The organism is Methylobacterium sp. 1030 (assembly GCF_040544715.1).
Classification (GTDB): Bacteria; Pseudomonadota; Alphaproteobacteria; order Rhizobiales; family Beijerinckiaceae; genus Methylobacterium.
In genome coordinates, this window is the sequence record NZ_JBEPKM010000003.1 from 81,926 (window position 1) to 95,225 (window position 13,300).

A 13,300-nucleotide genomic window follows, 5' to 3' on the forward strand; every position below is an offset into this window, starting at 1 on the left:
TTCCCCGCGCGGGAAGGGGACAGAGGCCGCGCGGGCGACCCTGACCGGTGCCGTCCGCGCAGCCTTTTTCCGAGACGCTCCGCCCGCTTGGCGGGGCGCGCGCCGCCGATCCGGGAACACGTCAGGCCATGGCCACCTTCCACTTCGATTTCGTCGGCCCCGAGCGGACGCTGTATTCCGGCGAGGTGACCGCCGTTCAGCTGCCCGGCACCGAGGGCGAGATGACCGTGATGCCGGGCCACGCGCCCGTGCTGACCTCCCTTCGGGTCGGCGTCATCGTGATCACCGAGAGCCAGGGCAGCGGCAAGCGGATCTACGTCCGCGGCGGCTTCGCCGATATCGGCCCGACGGCCGTGACCGTGCTGGCCGAGCGCGCCGCCCCGATCGAGGAGCTGACGCACGAATCCCTCGACCGCGACATCGAGGCGATCGAGATGCAGCGCGACGCCACCGAGGACCTGCAGAAGCGCGAGGAGCTGAACGGCCAGATCGTCCAGCTCCAGGAGACCAAGGCGCTCCTGAAGCTCTGAGCCTCGTTCAGCGGGCGCTCTCCAGCGCCCGCGCCAGCAGGTCGGCCCGCGCTGCCGCGTCCGTCGGGCAGCCCCGCTCCAGCCAGATCCTCCGCGCCGCGGCCAACCCGCGCCCGATCCCGGGCCCCGGCGCCACCCCGGCCGCGACGAGATCCGCCCCCGCCAGGGGAAAGGCCGGCGACTCCCCTTCCCCCTCCAGGGCCCGCAGGGCCGCCCGCGCCGCCTCCGTCACGGCGGGCCGCGGCTCTCCGGCCAGGATCGCCAGCGCGTCGGCCAGGCACGACAGGCCGTGCTCCGCCGCCAGGGCCCGCGCCGCGACCGCGTCCAGCACCGCGCATCCGTGGAGATCGGCCAGCGCCGCGGCGTAGCCGAGCAGCTGCCCGTGCTCGTTCTTCGACAGGCGTAGCCGGTCGCGCAGCCGGTCGGCGTCGTGCCGAGCGCCGACGGCGAGGGCCGCGAGGCGCGTCACCGGAGGCAGGCCCGCGGCTGCGGCCCGTTCCAGCCGCCCGAGCTCCCCGACGCCGCCGGTGATCCGCGGCAGCAGCCCGGTCGTGCTCAGCGTCGTCACCATGGCCGCGCCCCCGGGGGCCGCGAGCAACTTCAGGAATTCCGCGCGCACGCGCTCGCGAGAGAGCCGGTCCAGGCTGTCCCGCGCGGCCACGCAGGCCGCCAGGGCCGCGGCGTCTGGCGCGCCGGCTCCGAACCGCGCATGGAAGCGGAAGAAGCGCAGGATCCGCAGCGCGTCCTCGCGGATCCGGGTCGCCGGGTCGCCGATGAAGCGCACCCGCCCGGCCGTCAGGTCGGGCCGGCCGCCCACCGGGTCGTGCAGGGTTCCGTCGGCGCCGAGGGAGAGCGTGTTGACGGTGAAGTCGCGGCGCTCGGCGTCGCGGAGGAAGTCGCTGCCGAAGCGGACGACGGCGTGACGCCCGTCGGTCTCGACGTCCTCGCGCAGGGTCGTGACCTCGATCGGCCCGTCCTCGGTCACCAGCGTGATGGTGCCGTGCTCGATGCCGGTCGGCACCGCCTTGAGGCCGGGCGCCCGCTGCGCCGCCCGCATCACCGCCTCGGGCCGGTGCGTCGTCGCCATGTCGATGTCGGCGGTCGGCGCGCCGAGGAGCGCGTCGCGGACGCAGCCGCCGATCAGGCGGGTCTCCGCGCCCGGCGCGTCCAGGGCCGCGAGGACGCGGCGGACGCCCGGGCGTTCGAGCAGGGCCGCCAGCCCCGCCGGATCGAGGGCGCGGCTCACCGGAAGCCACCGGGTACGAGGCGGCCGTTCTCCATGTGGGTCGGCACGTAGCCCCCGGGACGGCGCTCCGAGAACAGGCCCTCGTAGACGAGGGTGCCGATCACCACCGCCAGCCCGGCCAGGACCAAGCGGAACAGGTGCGCGTCCCAGTGTACCCGGCGCAGGGGATTGCGGCCGGACAGCAGCAGGTAGACGAGGAACAGCGCGAAGGGGATGAGGAAGAGGCCGAACTCTTCGAGGATGCGGCGGAGCATGCGGTCAGCCTAACGCGCCGCGCGGTCGGCGTCGCCCGGCTCCGCCTCCGGGTAGAGCCGTTCCCGCAGATTGTTCAGGATCCCGGCGGTGACGCCCCAGATCAGCCGCTCGCCGAAGGTCAAGGCGTAGAACCAGCGCTCGCGGCCCTGCCACGCGCGGGAGCGCAGGCGGTAGCGCTCCGGGTCCATGAGGAACGGGAGCGGTACCTCGAAGACGTCGGCCACCTCGTCCGGGTTCGGCGTCAGGACCGCGCCGGGATCGACCAGGCCGATGACCGGCGTCACGAGGAAGCCGGTGCCCGAGAGGTATGGGTCGAGATAGCCGAGGAACCGCACCGCCTCGGGCGGCAGCCCGATCTCCTCGTAGGCCTCCCGCAGGGCCGCGTCCGCAGGCCCGGGATCGGAGGGATCGATCTTGCCCCCCGGCAGCGCCACCTGCCCGGAATGGTCGCGCAGGTTGGCGGCCCGCATCGTCAGGATCAGGGTCGGACCGTCCGCGCGCGGCACGACCGCCACGAGGACGGCGGCCCGGCGGTGCGGCGGCGGCGGGATCACGGCCGTCCCGTCCGGATCGAGGCTGTGGTCGCCCCGGGGATTGGAGGTCGGATCGTCCGGTCCGGGCGGGTCCGGCGACAGGCCGGCGGCGGCGCGGGCGAGGAAGTCGGCGAGCGGGTCGCTCACGCGGCGGCGACCGGCGCGATCGAGTGGAAGGCGCCGCCGGCCCACAGGCCGAGCCAGGGCTTCCCGTCGACCAGACGCTCCTCGGCGAGGTCCACGAGGTCGTAGGTGAGCGCCCGGGTCACGAGCGCCCACAGCCCGCGGCGGACATGGAGGTAGGGCTTCAGCGCCCCGTCCGGCGCCTCCTCGAAGCGGAGGGCGTGGTCGGCGTCGACGCTCACTAGGTCGTCGACGTTGGTCCGGAACGAGACCCGCCGGTCCGCCCCGCTCCCGTCCACCGCCATCTCGACGGCCACGAAGGCCGCGTCGTCCACGGTGATGCCCACGCTCTCCACCGGCGTGACCAGGACGGTCCGGCCGTCCGGCTCGCGCCGCAGGATGGTGGCGAAGAGCTTGACCAGCTTGTCCCGTCGGATCGGCGAGCCGTTGTGGAACCACGTCCCGTCCGCGGCGATGCGGATGTCGATGGCGCCGCAATAGGGTGGGTCCCACCGCTCCACCGGCGGCAGCCCGCGCTTCGGCAGATCCCCGAGGGCCGCGCTGAGGCGGCTCAAGGTCGGGTCGGGGGCGGGATCCTCGCTCATGCCCGTGACAGATAGCGTCGCGATGCCCGGTCAGCCATGGCCGAGAGGAGGATCGGCGCCGGTTCCGTCCCGGATCGCAGATTCGCGATCCTAGGCCGGCCCGGCGCCCTGGGTATTCACCGTCAGGGCGTAGAGCGACTGGCTCGCCGCCATGAACAGGCGGTTGCGCTTGGGGCCGCCGAAGGTCAGATTCCCGCACACTTCCGGCAGGCGGATCCGACCGATGAGCTTGCCCTGGGGCGTCCAGACGGTGACGCCGTTGTAGCCCACGGCCCGGCCGGCATTGCTCGACACCCAGAGATTGCCGTCGACGTCGGTCCGCAGGCCGTCGGGCCCGCATTTCACCCCGTCGACGACGCAGTCCGAGAAGAGGCGCTTGTTCGAGAGCGCCGCCCCGGCCCCGACGTCGAAGGCATAGATCTCGCCCTTGCCGCCGGGTCCGGTATCCCCGGGACCCTTGCCGGTGGAGCAGACGTAGAGCGTCCGGTGATCGGGCGAGAAGCACAGGCCGTTGGGGTCGGGCACCTCGTCGTCGGTCAGAACCCGGTCGACCCGGCCGGACGGGTCGATGCGGTAGACCGCGTTCGGGAGCTCGCGTCGCCGCGGGACGGTCCCGGCGGGCTGGCCGAGCCGCGGATCGAGATGGCCCTGCCGGTTGCTCGGGCCGCCGGCGACGTCGGGCAGGCCCTCGTAGAGAAGCGCCCCGTAGGGCGGATCGGAGAACCAGTAGGCGCCGTCCGGGTGCTGGATGACGTCGTTGGGCGAGTTGAGCGGCTTGCCCTCGAACGAATCGGCCAGGACCGTCGCCGAGCCGTCGAGCTCGTAGCGGACGACCCGCCCGGTGGCGTGCTCGCAGGTAAGCTGTCGCCCCTGGCGATCGAAGCTGTTGCCGTTGGAGTTGTTGCTCGGCATCCGGAAGGTGGAGACGTGCCCGTCCTCCTCCAGCCAGCGCATCTGCCGGTTGTTCGGGATGTCGCTCCAGACGAGGTAACGGCCGACCGAGTTCCAGGCCGGTCCCTCCGCCCAGAGGGCGCCGGTCCAGAGCCGGCGGATGGCGCTGTTGGGCACGATGTAGGGCTCGAACGCCGGGTCGACCGTGACGATGTCCGGATCGGTGAAGTAGGTGGTCGGGGCGGCGCCAGGCCGGAAGTCGCGCGGCGGGCTCGTCACCGTGCTGGGCGGTTCCGGTCGGGCCGCCGCGTCGCCGGCAGTGACGGCCAGGGCCCCCAGGCCCGCGAGGATCGTGCGCCGGGATCGCGGAATCGACTCGCGTTCACCCGCGATCCCGGATGCGTCGGTCCGCGACGGTCGCATGTGATCCTCCCCCGCACATCGGGCCTCTGCGCCGCGATGCGCCCGGGCAGGTTAGGACCGTCGTCCTGCGCGGGTCAATCGGGACGGCGCCTCAGGATCTTCCAGACGCCGTCCGCCGAGGCGAGGAGACGTGTGCCGTCGCGGACGTCGCCGCGCATGAACACCAGGGAGCCCGTGCGCTTGACGACCTGCGGCCGGATCTCGATCCAGTCGCCGAGTCGGCCGACATCGATGAACTTCATCTCCAGCTGGATGGTCACGCAGTTGGCGCCCCCGGCGGCGCGCATCGCGGTCTCGCCGAGGGCGCGGTCGGCGAAGCTCATCAGCATGCCGCCGTGGACCACGCCGATCAGGTTGGCGTGCTTCTGATCGGCCCGGAAGGCGTAGGCGCCGTCCGCGCCGCGGACGTGCAGCGGCCCGACATGGGCGATGAAGCCCTTGTCCTCCACCGGCGTCCAGCCTTCGGCGGAGGGGTCGTGGGCGGCGGGGTCGTGGGCATCCGTGTCGTTCGTCATCGCGTCGGGCTCGTTCGTGTCGGGGTCTCGGAGGGCGGCTGTCAGGTTTCCCGGGGCTTGGCCCGGCGGGTCGGGGCCTCGCTGAGCGGGTCCTCCGGCCAGGGATGGCGCGGGTAGCGCCCGCGCATCTCGGACCGCACCGCCGCCCAGGAACCGCGCCAGAAGCCCGGCAGGTCCCGCGTGATCTGGATCGGCCGCTGGGCCGGCGACAGCAGGTGCAGGACCAGCGGCCGGCCGCCGGCCCTGGGATGCCGGTCGAGGCCGAACAGCTCCTGGACTCGGACCGCCAGCGCCGGTTCCTCGGCCGTGTAATCCACCGGGATGCGGGAGCCGGTCGGCACCTCGACATGGGTCGGCGCCTCCGCGTCGAGCCGCGCGCGCAGGTCCCAGGGCAGCAGGGCCTGGAGGGCGTCCGCGAGGTCGCTCGCCGTGACCGACGCCAGGGCGGCGCGCCCCACTAGGGCAGGCGCCAGCCACGTCTCCGCGGTGCGAGCCAGGGCGTCGTCCGACAGGTCGGGCCAAGCCACGCCGTCGGCGGCGTGCAAGAAGGTCACCCGGGCCCGCCACTGCGCCAGGGCCTGCGTCCACGGCAGGCGGTCGATCCCGAGATCGGCGATGCCGCGCGCCAGGATCGCGGCGCTGTCCGTATAGGGCGGCACCGGCAGCGGCCGTGACCCGAGACTGACCGCGCCGAGCCGCCGGACCGCCCGCGCCCGCAGGGCGGCCGCCTGCGGATCGAAGGCGATCTCGGTGCGCGACTCGATCCGGTCGGCGAAGAGGCGCTCGATCGCCTCAGTGCCGATCGCCGCCGCGGCCAGGATCCGGGCGTTCCCGGCCGATCCGGCGAGGTCGGCGACCACCAGATGGGTCTCGCGGGCGAGCGGGCTCGCCGGGTCGAGGCGCCCGGCCCGACCGCTCGCCATCACGAACTCGCCCTCGCGGCCGCGCGCCCGGGCGACCCGGTCGGGATAGGCGAGTGCCAGGAGCGGCCCGGCGGCGGCCGGACCGGCATCCGGGCTCGCGGGGCCGGTGGCCCCGGCGTTCCGGGCCCAGTTCTCGGCGAGCCGGCGCATGTCGGCGGCGCGCCCGCCCCGGTCGCGGAGGAAGCGCTCGACCCGGTCGTCGAGGTCGACCCCGTCGCCCCCAAGGCCCCGCTCCACCAGCACGGCGGCGAGGTCGGCCGCGGCCCGCGCCTGGCCGGTACCGGCCGCGACCGTCACCATCCGGGCGAGCCGCGGCGGCAGCGGCAGCGCCCGCAGGCGCGCGCCGACCGGCGTCAGGCGGCCGTCGGCGTCGAGGGCGCCCAGCTCACTCAGCAGGGCGCGGGCCTCCGCCAGGGCCGGCGCCGGCGGCGGGTCGAGGAAGGCGAGCGCGCCCGGGTCGGTCACGCCCCAGGCGGCGCAGTCGAGGAGCAGCCCGGCGAGGTCGGCCGACAGGATCTCGGGCCGCGTGAACGGCTCCAGGGCGTTGGTGCCGGCCTCGGACCAGAGCCGCCAGCACAGGCCGGGCTCGGTGCGGCCGGCGCGGCCCCGGCGCTGGTCCACCGAGGCGCGGGAGGCGCGGGCCGTGACCAGCCGGGTCAGGCCGAGGCCCGGCTCGTAGACCGGGACCCGCGCCAACCCCGAATCGACCACGATCCGGACGCCCTCGATGGTCAGGGAGGTCTCGGCGATGCTGGTCGCGAGGACGACCTTCCGGGTGCCGGCGGAGGCCGGCGCGACGGCGCGGTCCTGCTCGGCGGGCGTCAGCGCGCCGTAGAGCGGCGCGAGCTGCACGTCGGGTCCGACCTTCTCGGCCAGCAGGTCGGCGGTCCGGCGGATCTCGGCCTGCCCGGGCAGGAACACCAGGATCGAGCCCGGATCCGCCCGCAGGGCGCGCAAAGTGACCTCGGCGACCGAGTCCTCGATCCGCCGGTTCGGATCGCGCTCCGCGTAGCGGGTCTCCACCGGGAAGGCGCGCCCCTCGGAGGCCACGACCGGGGCGTCGCCCATCAGCCGCGCGACCCGGGCGCCGTCGAGGGTCGCCGACATGACGAGGATCCGCAGGTCTTCCCGCAGGCCGCCCTGCGCGTCGAGCGCCAGCGCGAGGCCGAGATCGGCGTCGAGGGAGCGCTCGTGGAACTCGTCGAACAGGACGGCTCCGACCCCGGACAGTTCCGGATCGTCCAGGATCATCCGGGTGAAGACACCCTCGGTGACGACCTCGATCCGCGTGCGGCCCGAGATCTTCGAGCCGAGGCGGACCCGCAGGCCGACCGTGCCGCCGACCGGTTCGCCCAAAGTCTGGGCCATCCGCGCGGCGGCGGCCCGGGCCGCGAGGCGGCGCGGCTCCAGCAGGACGATCTTGCGCCCGTCAAGCCAGGGCACCGCGAGCAGGTCGAGGGGCACGCGCGTCGTCTTGCCGGCGCCGGGGGGCGCCACCAGGACGGCGGCGTTCCGCGCGGCGAGCGCGCGGCGCAGATCGGGGAGCGCCGCCTCGATCGGCAGCACGGGTGCGGGACCGGCCATCGCGGCCGCTGATGGCGCGGTGCGGCGCCGAGCGCAACCGGGCCGGGCCCGGGACCGCGACGCGTCCGGCATTCCCGTGACGCCGCGCGCGATTCGACACGGGCTTGCCGCCCCGGGCCCTGGTGGCCGCGCGGCGCCGCCGCGATCGTGCGGCGCGACTGCACAGATCCAACGGGAGCGAAACGATGACCCTCCGCCGCCGCGCGCTGACTCTGGCCGCCCTCGCCCTGGCCCTGCCGCTGGCGACCCCGCTGGCGACCGTGGCGGCGCGGGCGCAGGACCGGCTGCCGACCATCCCGCCCCAGGACTACACGCCCGAGCAGAAGCAGGCGGCCGAGGCCTTCGCGCAGGCGCGCGGCAAGCCGCCCTTCGGGCCGTTCGAGCCGCTCATGTACTCGCCGGAGGTGATGACGCTCGCCCGGTCGATGGGCGACTACCTCCGCTTCAAGCCGAAGATCGGCACCACGCTCTCGGAGCTGGTGATCCTGATGACCGCCCGCCGCTGGACGCAGGACTACGAGTGGTACGTCCACGCGCCGATCGCCGAGAAGGCCGGCATCTCCGCCGACATCATCGCGGCGATCCGCGACGGCCGCCGGCCGGCGAAGATGAGCGACGACGAGACCCTCGTGTACGATTTCACCGCCGAGCTCCAGGACACGAAGCGCGTCTCCGACGCGACCTTCGCCCGCGCCGAGGCCCGGTTCGGCAAGCCCGGCGTCGTCGATCTGGCGGCGATCTCCGGCTACTACACGTTCCTGGCGATGGAGCTGAACGCGGCCCGCTACCCGATTCCCGCCGACGGCAAGCCGCTGCCGCGCATGCCCGAGTGAGCCGGCTTATCCACAGTCGTCCGGCAGCGGAAACTGCGTTGTCCACAGGGTTTGGCCGGTCACGCGCGGCCGGCCCGGCCTCCGTTGACGGAACGTTAACCCTTATGGCCTGTTCTCTTTTCGTTCCCGGACGCGACGAAGGAGAACCCGATGCTGACCCAGGTCCTGGCCCAGCGCGACGATCACGTATGCCCCGTCGAGGCGATCAGCACCGCGTATCTCGGCTTCGCGGGCGGCGATGCCGGGATCGCCCTGCGCTGCGCGATCGCCGACGCCCTGTCCGACCTGATGGAGGCCGAGCGGCGCACGCGCGAGCGCAGTCGCCTGATCTCCCGAGGCTACATCCGCACCGCCCCCGACACGGAGGCCGGACCGGCAAGCTGAACCGTGGCTGCAGGCCGGCTTCAGCATCGGTGCAGCGCGGGCGCGGCATTGTCCCTCGTGTGATCCGGGGCGCCGCAGGCGCTCCCCGCACCCACCGGAGACAGGTCATGACACGCATCGCTCTGCTCTCGGCCGCCGCGCTGATCGGCGCGGGCACCCTGGCCTCCACCGCCGCCGAGGCCCGCGGCGGCGGCGCCATCGCGGCCGGCATCATCGGCGGCCTCGCGGCCGGCGCCCTGATCGGCGCCGCGACCCAGGCCCACGCGGCGCCCGGCTACGGCTACGGATACGCGGATTACGGCTACGCCCCGGCTCCCGTGGTCGTGCGGCGGCCCCCGGTCTACCGCGTCTACGAGGAGGACGCGCCGGTCTACGCCACCCGCCGGACCGTGACCTACGAGCGGGTCCCGGTCGGCTACGGCCCCGCCCGCCACTGGGGCGGGGATTACGAGGGCGGCTACGGCTATCGCGGCTGGTGAGCCGGGGGTTGCGCCCGGGCGCCGTGACGGCGCCCGGGCGCGTGGCTTAAGACGGTGGCGGCGCCGACCGAATCGGGTTTCCGGCACCCCACCGACGGGTCATCGACGGGTCCATGCTGGTCCACGAAGGCGAGACGCGTACCCCCGAGGCCGACAGGGCGCTCGCCCTCTCCCTCGCCGGGGTGGCCGGCGCGCTGAACACCGCCGGCTTCTACGCGGTGGGCCTCTACGCCTCGAACATGACCGGGAACGTCTCGGCCATCTCGGACAGGACCGGCACGGGCGACCTGCTCCTCGCCCTGCAAGCCGGTCTGCTCGTCGTCCTGTTCGTGCTCGGCGCCGCCACCGCGACGCTGCTCATCCGTCGCCGCCGTCGCGGGCACCGACCGGGCGCCTACGCCTACGGGGTCTGCGCGGAGGCGATCCTCCTCGTCGCCGTCGGCCTGGTCGTGCTGCCGCTCCACGAGCCGGCGCGGAGCCACGCCCTGGTACTCGGCCTGAGCTTCGTCCTGGGCCTTCAGAACGCGGCCGTGACCAAGATCTCCGAATCGCGGGTGCGGACCACGCACGTGACCGGCATGATCACCGACATCGGCATCGAACTCGCGCGCTGGCTGGACCGCGGCCCATCCGGCGCGGATCCACTCAAGCCCCACGATCCGGAGCGGCTGCGGCTGTACCTGCTGACCGTCGGCGCCTTCCTGGCGGGCGGTGTGGTGGGGGTCGTGGCCTACCGCCTCGTCGGCGTGGCCCTGCTCTTCGCGGCGGCCGCGATCCTGGCCGGCCTCGCCCTCCCGGCGCTCAGGCGGTGACGTCGAGGAACTGACCCATCATGCGGTCGGCGGAGCGCGCCACCGCGGCGTTCAGCGCGAAGGCCGACCGCGACCCGATCAGGTCCAGCGCGGCGCCCGACAGGTCCACCTGCGCGGCCGGCGGCAGTGTCGCGTCGCCGGTGGGCGCGCCGCTCGCCGCGATGGTCTCGGCCGCTCTCCCGAGCCGGTCGGTGGCCCGGGTCATGCCGGTGGCGGCGGTCTGAAGGGCGTCGATCATACCGGAATCTCCCCGCCGCCACTCTGGCAGGGACACGACAAGGGCCGGTTTCGGCGATCGCTCAAATGCAATCCATCCGGCGCGACGGCCGCCGCGTCCGCCTCACCCCTTCGGCGCGCACACGGTCACCGGAGAGGCGCCGCCGTAGGGCCGCTCCGCCTCGGCGATCTGCTTCGCGGCGGCCTCGCAGGCCTGCTTCGTGTTGAACTCGACCGATCCGATCGCGGAGCCCGAGCCGGCGAGCATGATGATGAGCACGTAGACCACGCCATTCCCCTCCGGCATCCCGGTCCGGCGTCGCGCTGCGTGCTGGTGCGGACGGCGGGACTCGAACCCGCACGGCCTCGCGGCCGCAAGATTTTAAGTCTCGTGCGTCTACCGGTTCCGCCACGTCCGCATGCACCCTCGGTAGCGGGGGCGGCGGGTCCGATCAAGCGGGGGGCGTCCAACCGTACAGCCAGGCGTAGCGGTCGCGCATGCCGTCCGGGCCGAGACGGGCCATCACGGCGTTGCGCAGGAACGCCACCACGCCGCCGGCGTGGTAGGTCCGGCCGTTGCTCCGCGCCGCTTTCTGAACCCGTCGCACCCGTGCGGTCCGCGCGCCCGAATACGCCGCGAGCGCGGCCGGAACGTCGGCGTTGTCTGCGAGGGCGCGCGTGAGGATCGCGGCGTCCTCGATCGCCAGGGCGGCCCCCTGCGCGAGATAGGGCAGCACCGGGTGGCCGGCATCGCCGATCAGCGCGAGCCGGTCGCGGGCGAGCGGGCGCGCCACGGCCCGGTCGGCGAGCGACCAGACCAGCCAGGAATCCGGCAGGCTCAGGAGATCGCGCAGCGGCGCGGCGCTGCCGCGCAGGTGCCCGCGCAGCACGGCCGGCTCCCCGAGCCGGCCCCAGCCCTCGTCGCCCACCGCCTCGGGCACCACCGCCACCACGTTGAGGAACTGGCCGTCCCGCACCGGGTAGTGCACCACGTGCCGGCCGCGGCCGAGCCACAGGCCGGTGGCGCCGCCGCGCAGGTCCTGCGGGACCGCCTCCATCGGGATGAGCGCGCGCCACGCCGCGGCCTGACCCGGGCGGAGCGGCGCCGAATCGAGATGCGCGCGCAGCCGGGACCTCAGCCCGTCCGCGCCGATCGCGAGGTCGAAGGCGACCGGTTGGGCCCCGCTCGCGCCCTCGACGAAGAGGACGGCCTCGGACGTCGTCTGGGACACGGCCGTGACGGTGCGCCCCATCATCAGGCGGATGGTCGAGCGGCTCCGGAGCGCGTCGAGCAGCAGCGTCTGCAGGTCGGCGCGGTGGATCACGTAGTAGGGCGCGCCGAAGCGGCTCTGCGCCTGCGCGCCGAGCGCCACGCCGCCGATGCGGCGGCCGCTGTCAAGGGCCCGCACCTCGACCGCCGGCGGCTCGCTCGCCGCCCGGCGCAGGGCCGCCGAGAGCCCGAGGCCTGCCAGAACCCGGCTCGCGTTGGGCGAGATCTGGATCCCGGCCCCGACCTCGCTGAAGCCGGTCCGGCGCTCGATCACCGTGACGGCGTGGCCGGCATCCGACAGCGCCAGCGCCGCCGTCAGGCCGCCGATCCCGGCCCCGACGATCCCGATCCGCAGAGATGGACTGCCAGAAGGCACGGTGGGCGGCGCCTACTCCGCCGCGACCTTGGCGTCGTCCCGCCACACGCAGGCCTGCGGCTCCGCCTCGTCGGCCTTCAGGCCGGCCCGGTAGCGGTAGAGCGTCGAGCAGTACTGGCAGATGATTTCGCTGTCGGCGCCCATGTCGAGGAACACGTGCGGGTGGTCGAACGGCGGCAGCGCGCCGATGCACATGAACTCCTTCACGCCCACGGTGATCACCGGCACGCCCGGCTCGTTGTGGAAGTGCGGTACCGCCTTGCCTGCCATCCGGCCCTCGCCTGCCCCGCGACTGACCGCGCGGCGAATCTGCCAGCGCGCTCCCGGGCGTCTCGCGGCCGCTTATGCCGCCAGCCCCGCGACCGGCGCAAGCCTCGCCCGACCTACGACCGATGCGGCTTGGACTCCCGGGCCCCGCGCCGTACATAGGGCGAAGCCCGATTGACGCCGCCGCGAAAAAAGTCCCGATCATGCAGCAGGAACAGGCCAGTGCGCAGGGTGCGCGCCGCGCCCCGGAACCGCCGATCCACGGTCCCGAGGGTTTCGAGGGCATGCGCCGGGCGGGTCGGCTCACCGCCGAGGCCCTCGACCTGCTGATGGAGGCGACGCAGCCCGGCGTCACCACCGAGGAACTCGACAAGCTCGCCTACACCTTCGCCATGGACCACGGCGCCTATCCGGCCTCGCTGCTCTACCGCGGCTATCCGAAGTCGATCTGCACCTCGATCAACCACGTGGTCTGCCACGGCATCCCCAACGACAAGCCGCTGCGCGAGGGCGACATCGTCAACCTCGACATCTGCCTGATCCTCGACGGCTGGCACGGTGATTCGAGCCGGATGGCCTATGTCGGCGAGGTGCCGCGCAAGGCCCAGCGCCTGTGCGAGATCACCTACGAGGCGCTGATGCGGGGCGTCGCCGCCGTGAAGCCCGGCGGATCGACCAACGACATCGGCCGGGCGATCCAGTCCTACGCCGAGGGCGAGCGCTGCTCGGTGGTGCGCGATTTCTGCGGCCACGGCCTCGGGCGCACCTACCACGACGCGCCCACGATCCTGCACTACGTCGAGGCCAGCTACGACGTGCCGTTCAAACCCGGCCAGTTCTTCACGATCGAGCCGATGATCAATCTGGGCCGGCCCGCCGTGAAGGTCCTGGGCGACGGCTGGACCGCCGTGACCCGCGACCGCTCGCTCTCCGCCCAGTTCGAGCACACGGTCGGTGTCACCGAGACCGGCGTCGAGATCTTCACGATCTCGCCGAAGGGGCTGCACCAGCCCGTCAACCCGGCCGCCTGACCGG

The 13,300-nt window shown here is 73.8% G+C and carries 17 protein-coding genes and 1 tRNA gene; 6 read left to right on the top strand and 12 right to left on the bottom strand.

Annotated elements, in window-relative coordinates:
• Positions 1 to 128: 128 nt before the first annotated feature.
• Positions 129 to 530: a F0F1 ATP synthase subunit epsilon gene (locus ABIC30_RS04905; RefSeq protein ID WP_020093503.1), complete on the top strand. Its 402-nt coding sequence runs from the start codon at positions 129 to 131 to the stop codon at positions 528 to 530.
• Between the two features lie 7 nt (positions 531 to 537).
• On the opposite strand, the gene ABIC30_RS04910 is transcribed toward ABIC30_RS04905, so the two are convergent.
• From ABIC30_RS04910 to hrpB, 7 genes are all read right to left on the bottom strand, one after another.
• Positions 538 to 1,776, bottom strand: a complete 1,239-nt coding sequence (locus ABIC30_RS04910; protein WP_020093504.1) for a CCA tRNA nucleotidyltransferase — start codon at positions 1,774 to 1,776, stop codon at positions 538 to 540.
• On the bottom strand, positions 1,773 to 2,030 hold the full coding sequence (locus tag ABIC30_RS04915; protein ID WP_020093505.1) for a DUF6111 family protein: 258 nt from the start codon (positions 2,028 to 2,030) through the stop codon (positions 1,773 to 1,775). The genes ABIC30_RS04910 and ABIC30_RS04915 overlap by 4 nt, the downstream gene beginning before the upstream one ends.
• A 9-nt stretch (positions 2,031 to 2,039) precedes the next feature.
• Positions 2,040 to 2,711, bottom strand: a complete 672-nt coding sequence (locus tag ABIC30_RS04920; protein ID WP_026604983.1) for a CoA pyrophosphatase — start codon at positions 2,709 to 2,711, stop codon at positions 2,040 to 2,042.
• Positions 2,708 to 3,292: a DUF1285 domain-containing protein gene (locus ABIC30_RS04925; RefSeq protein WP_103985304.1), complete on the bottom strand. Its 585-nt coding sequence runs from the start codon at positions 3,290 to 3,292 to the stop codon at positions 2,708 to 2,710. The genes ABIC30_RS04920 and ABIC30_RS04925 overlap by 4 nt, the downstream gene beginning before the upstream one ends.
• A gap of 90 nt (positions 3,293 to 3,382) precedes the next feature.
• Positions 3,383 to 4,606, bottom strand: coding sequence for an SMP-30/gluconolactonase/LRE family protein (locus tag ABIC30_RS04930; protein ID WP_020093508.1), 1,224 nt, complete (start codon positions 4,604 to 4,606; stop codon positions 3,383 to 3,385).
• Positions 4,607 to 4,680: 74 nt separating this feature from the next.
• Positions 4,681 to 5,121 carry a PaaI family thioesterase gene (locus tag ABIC30_RS04935; protein WP_020093509.1) on the bottom strand — a complete coding sequence of 147 codons (441 nt, stop codon included), beginning with the start codon at positions 5,119 to 5,121 and terminating at the stop codon, positions 4,681 to 4,683.
• Between the two features lie 41 nt (positions 5,122 to 5,162).
• Positions 5,163 to 7,628: an ATP-dependent helicase HrpB gene (gene hrpB / locus ABIC30_RS04940; RefSeq protein WP_354454279.1), complete on the bottom strand. Its 2,466-nt coding sequence runs from the start codon at positions 7,626 to 7,628 to the stop codon at positions 5,163 to 5,165.
• Between the two features lie 185 nt (positions 7,629 to 7,813).
• On the opposite strand from hrpB, the gene ABIC30_RS04945 reads away from it, so the two are divergent.
• The 4 genes from ABIC30_RS04945 (at position 7,814) to ABIC30_RS04960 (ending at position 10,136) form a co-directional block, all read left to right on the top strand.
• Positions 7,814 to 8,461, top strand: a complete 648-nt coding sequence (locus ABIC30_RS04945; RefSeq protein ID WP_020093511.1) for a carboxymuconolactone decarboxylase family protein — start codon at positions 7,814 to 7,816, stop codon at positions 8,459 to 8,461.
• Positions 8,462 to 8,611: 150 nt separating this feature from the next.
• Positions 8,612 to 8,845, top strand: coding sequence for a hypothetical protein (locus tag ABIC30_RS04950; RefSeq protein WP_020093512.1), 234 nt, complete (start codon positions 8,612 to 8,614; stop codon positions 8,843 to 8,845).
• A 107-nt stretch (positions 8,846 to 8,952) separates the two neighbouring features.
• Positions 8,953 to 9,324: a hypothetical protein gene (locus tag ABIC30_RS04955; protein WP_020093513.1), complete on the top strand. Its 372-nt coding sequence runs from the start codon at positions 8,953 to 8,955 to the stop codon at positions 9,322 to 9,324.
• 113 nt (positions 9,325 to 9,437) lie between these two features.
• Positions 9,438 to 10,136, top strand: a complete 699-nt coding sequence (locus tag ABIC30_RS04960) for a YoaK family protein (protein ID WP_020093514.1) — start codon at positions 9,438 to 9,440, stop codon at positions 10,134 to 10,136.
• Here the strand turns inward: ABIC30_RS04960 and ABIC30_RS04965 are convergent.
• From ABIC30_RS04965 to ABIC30_RS04985, 5 genes are all read right to left on the bottom strand, one after another.
• A complete protein-coding gene (locus ABIC30_RS04965) occupies positions 10,126 to 10,374 on the bottom strand; it encodes a flagellar protein (RefSeq protein WP_354454282.1) in 249 nt (82 codons plus the stop codon). The two genes, ABIC30_RS04960 and ABIC30_RS04965, sit on opposite strands and share 11 nt — an antisense overlap.
• Positions 10,375 to 10,476: 102 nt before the next feature.
• Positions 10,477 to 10,659, bottom strand: a complete 183-nt coding sequence (locus ABIC30_RS04970; RefSeq protein WP_020093516.1) for a hypothetical protein — start codon at positions 10,657 to 10,659, stop codon at positions 10,477 to 10,479.
• A 25-nt stretch (positions 10,660 to 10,684) separates the two neighbouring features.
• Positions 10,685 to 10,771 (bottom strand) — tRNA-Leu (locus ABIC30_RS04975).
• A 33-nt stretch (positions 10,772 to 10,804) separates the two neighbouring features.
• The gene (locus ABIC30_RS04980) at positions 10,805 to 11,998 is read right to left on the bottom strand and encodes an FAD-dependent monooxygenase (protein ID WP_354454285.1); all 1,194 of its coding nucleotides are present in this window, start codon (positions 11,996 to 11,998) and stop codon (positions 10,805 to 10,807) included.
• A gap of 12 nt (positions 11,999 to 12,010) precedes the next feature.
• Positions 12,011 to 12,268: a zinc-finger domain-containing protein gene (locus tag ABIC30_RS04985; RefSeq protein WP_020093518.1), complete on the bottom strand. Its 258-nt coding sequence runs from the start codon at positions 12,266 to 12,268 to the stop codon at positions 12,011 to 12,013.
• A 200-nt stretch (positions 12,269 to 12,468) separates the two neighbouring features.
• On the opposite strand from ABIC30_RS04985, the gene map reads away from it, so the two are divergent.
• A complete protein-coding gene (gene map, locus ABIC30_RS04990) occupies positions 12,469 to 13,296 on the top strand; it encodes a type I methionyl aminopeptidase (protein ID WP_012317593.1) in 828 nt (275 codons plus the stop codon).
• Positions 13,297 to 13,300 lie beyond the last annotated feature (4 nt).

What these genes read in the sequence shown, in the direction of transcription:
- ABIC30_RS04970 (WP_020093516.1), bottom strand. Translation starts at nt 10,659, where the DNA reads ATGCCGGAGGGGAATGGCGTGGTCTACGTGCTCATCATCATGCTCGCC.
- ABIC30_RS04950 (WP_020093512.1), top strand. Translation starts at nt 8,612, where the DNA reads ATGCTGACCCAGGTCCTGGCCCAGCGCGACGATCACGTATGCCCCGTC.
- ABIC30_RS04985 (WP_020093518.1), bottom strand. Translation starts at nt 12,268, where the DNA reads ATGGCAGGCAAGGCGGTACCGCACTTCCACAACGAGCCGGGCGTGCCG.
- hrpB (WP_354454279.1), bottom strand. Translation starts at nt 7,628, where the DNA reads ATGGCCGGTCCCGCACCCGTGCTGCCGATCGAGGCGGCGCTCCCCGAT.
- map (WP_012317593.1), top strand. Translation starts at nt 12,469, where the DNA reads ATGCAGCAGGAACAGGCCAGTGCGCAGGGTGCGCGCCGCGCCCCGGAA.
- ABIC30_RS04915 (WP_020093505.1), bottom strand. Translation starts at nt 2,030, where the DNA reads ATGCTCCGCCGCATCCTCGAAGAGTTCGGCCTCTTCCTCATCCCCTTC.
- ABIC30_RS04945 (WP_020093511.1), top strand. Translation starts at nt 7,814, where the DNA reads ATGACCCTCCGCCGCCGCGCGCTGACTCTGGCCGCCCTCGCCCTGGCC.
- ABIC30_RS04925 (WP_103985304.1), bottom strand. Translation starts at nt 3,292, where the DNA reads ATGAGCGAGGATCCCGCCCCCGACCCGACCTTGAGCCGCCTCAGCGCG.
- ABIC30_RS04935 (WP_020093509.1), bottom strand. Translation starts at nt 5,121, where the DNA reads ATGACGAACGACACGGATGCCCACGACCCCGCCGCCCACGACCCCTCC.
- ABIC30_RS04930 (WP_020093508.1), bottom strand. Translation starts at nt 4,606, where the DNA reads ATGCGACCGTCGCGGACCGACGCATCCGGGATCGCGGGTGAACGCGAG.
- ABIC30_RS04955 (WP_020093513.1), top strand. Translation starts at nt 8,953, where the DNA reads ATGACACGCATCGCTCTGCTCTCGGCCGCCGCGCTGATCGGCGCGGGC.
- ABIC30_RS04905 (WP_020093503.1), top strand. Translation starts at nt 129, where the DNA reads ATGGCCACCTTCCACTTCGATTTCGTCGGCCCCGAGCGGACGCTGTAT.
- ABIC30_RS04965 (WP_354454282.1), bottom strand. Translation starts at nt 10,374, where the DNA reads ATGATCGACGCCCTTCAGACCGCCGCCACCGGCATGACCCGGGCCACC.
- ABIC30_RS04960 (WP_020093514.1), top strand. Translation starts at nt 9,438, where the DNA reads ATGCTGGTCCACGAAGGCGAGACGCGTACCCCCGAGGCCGACAGGGCG.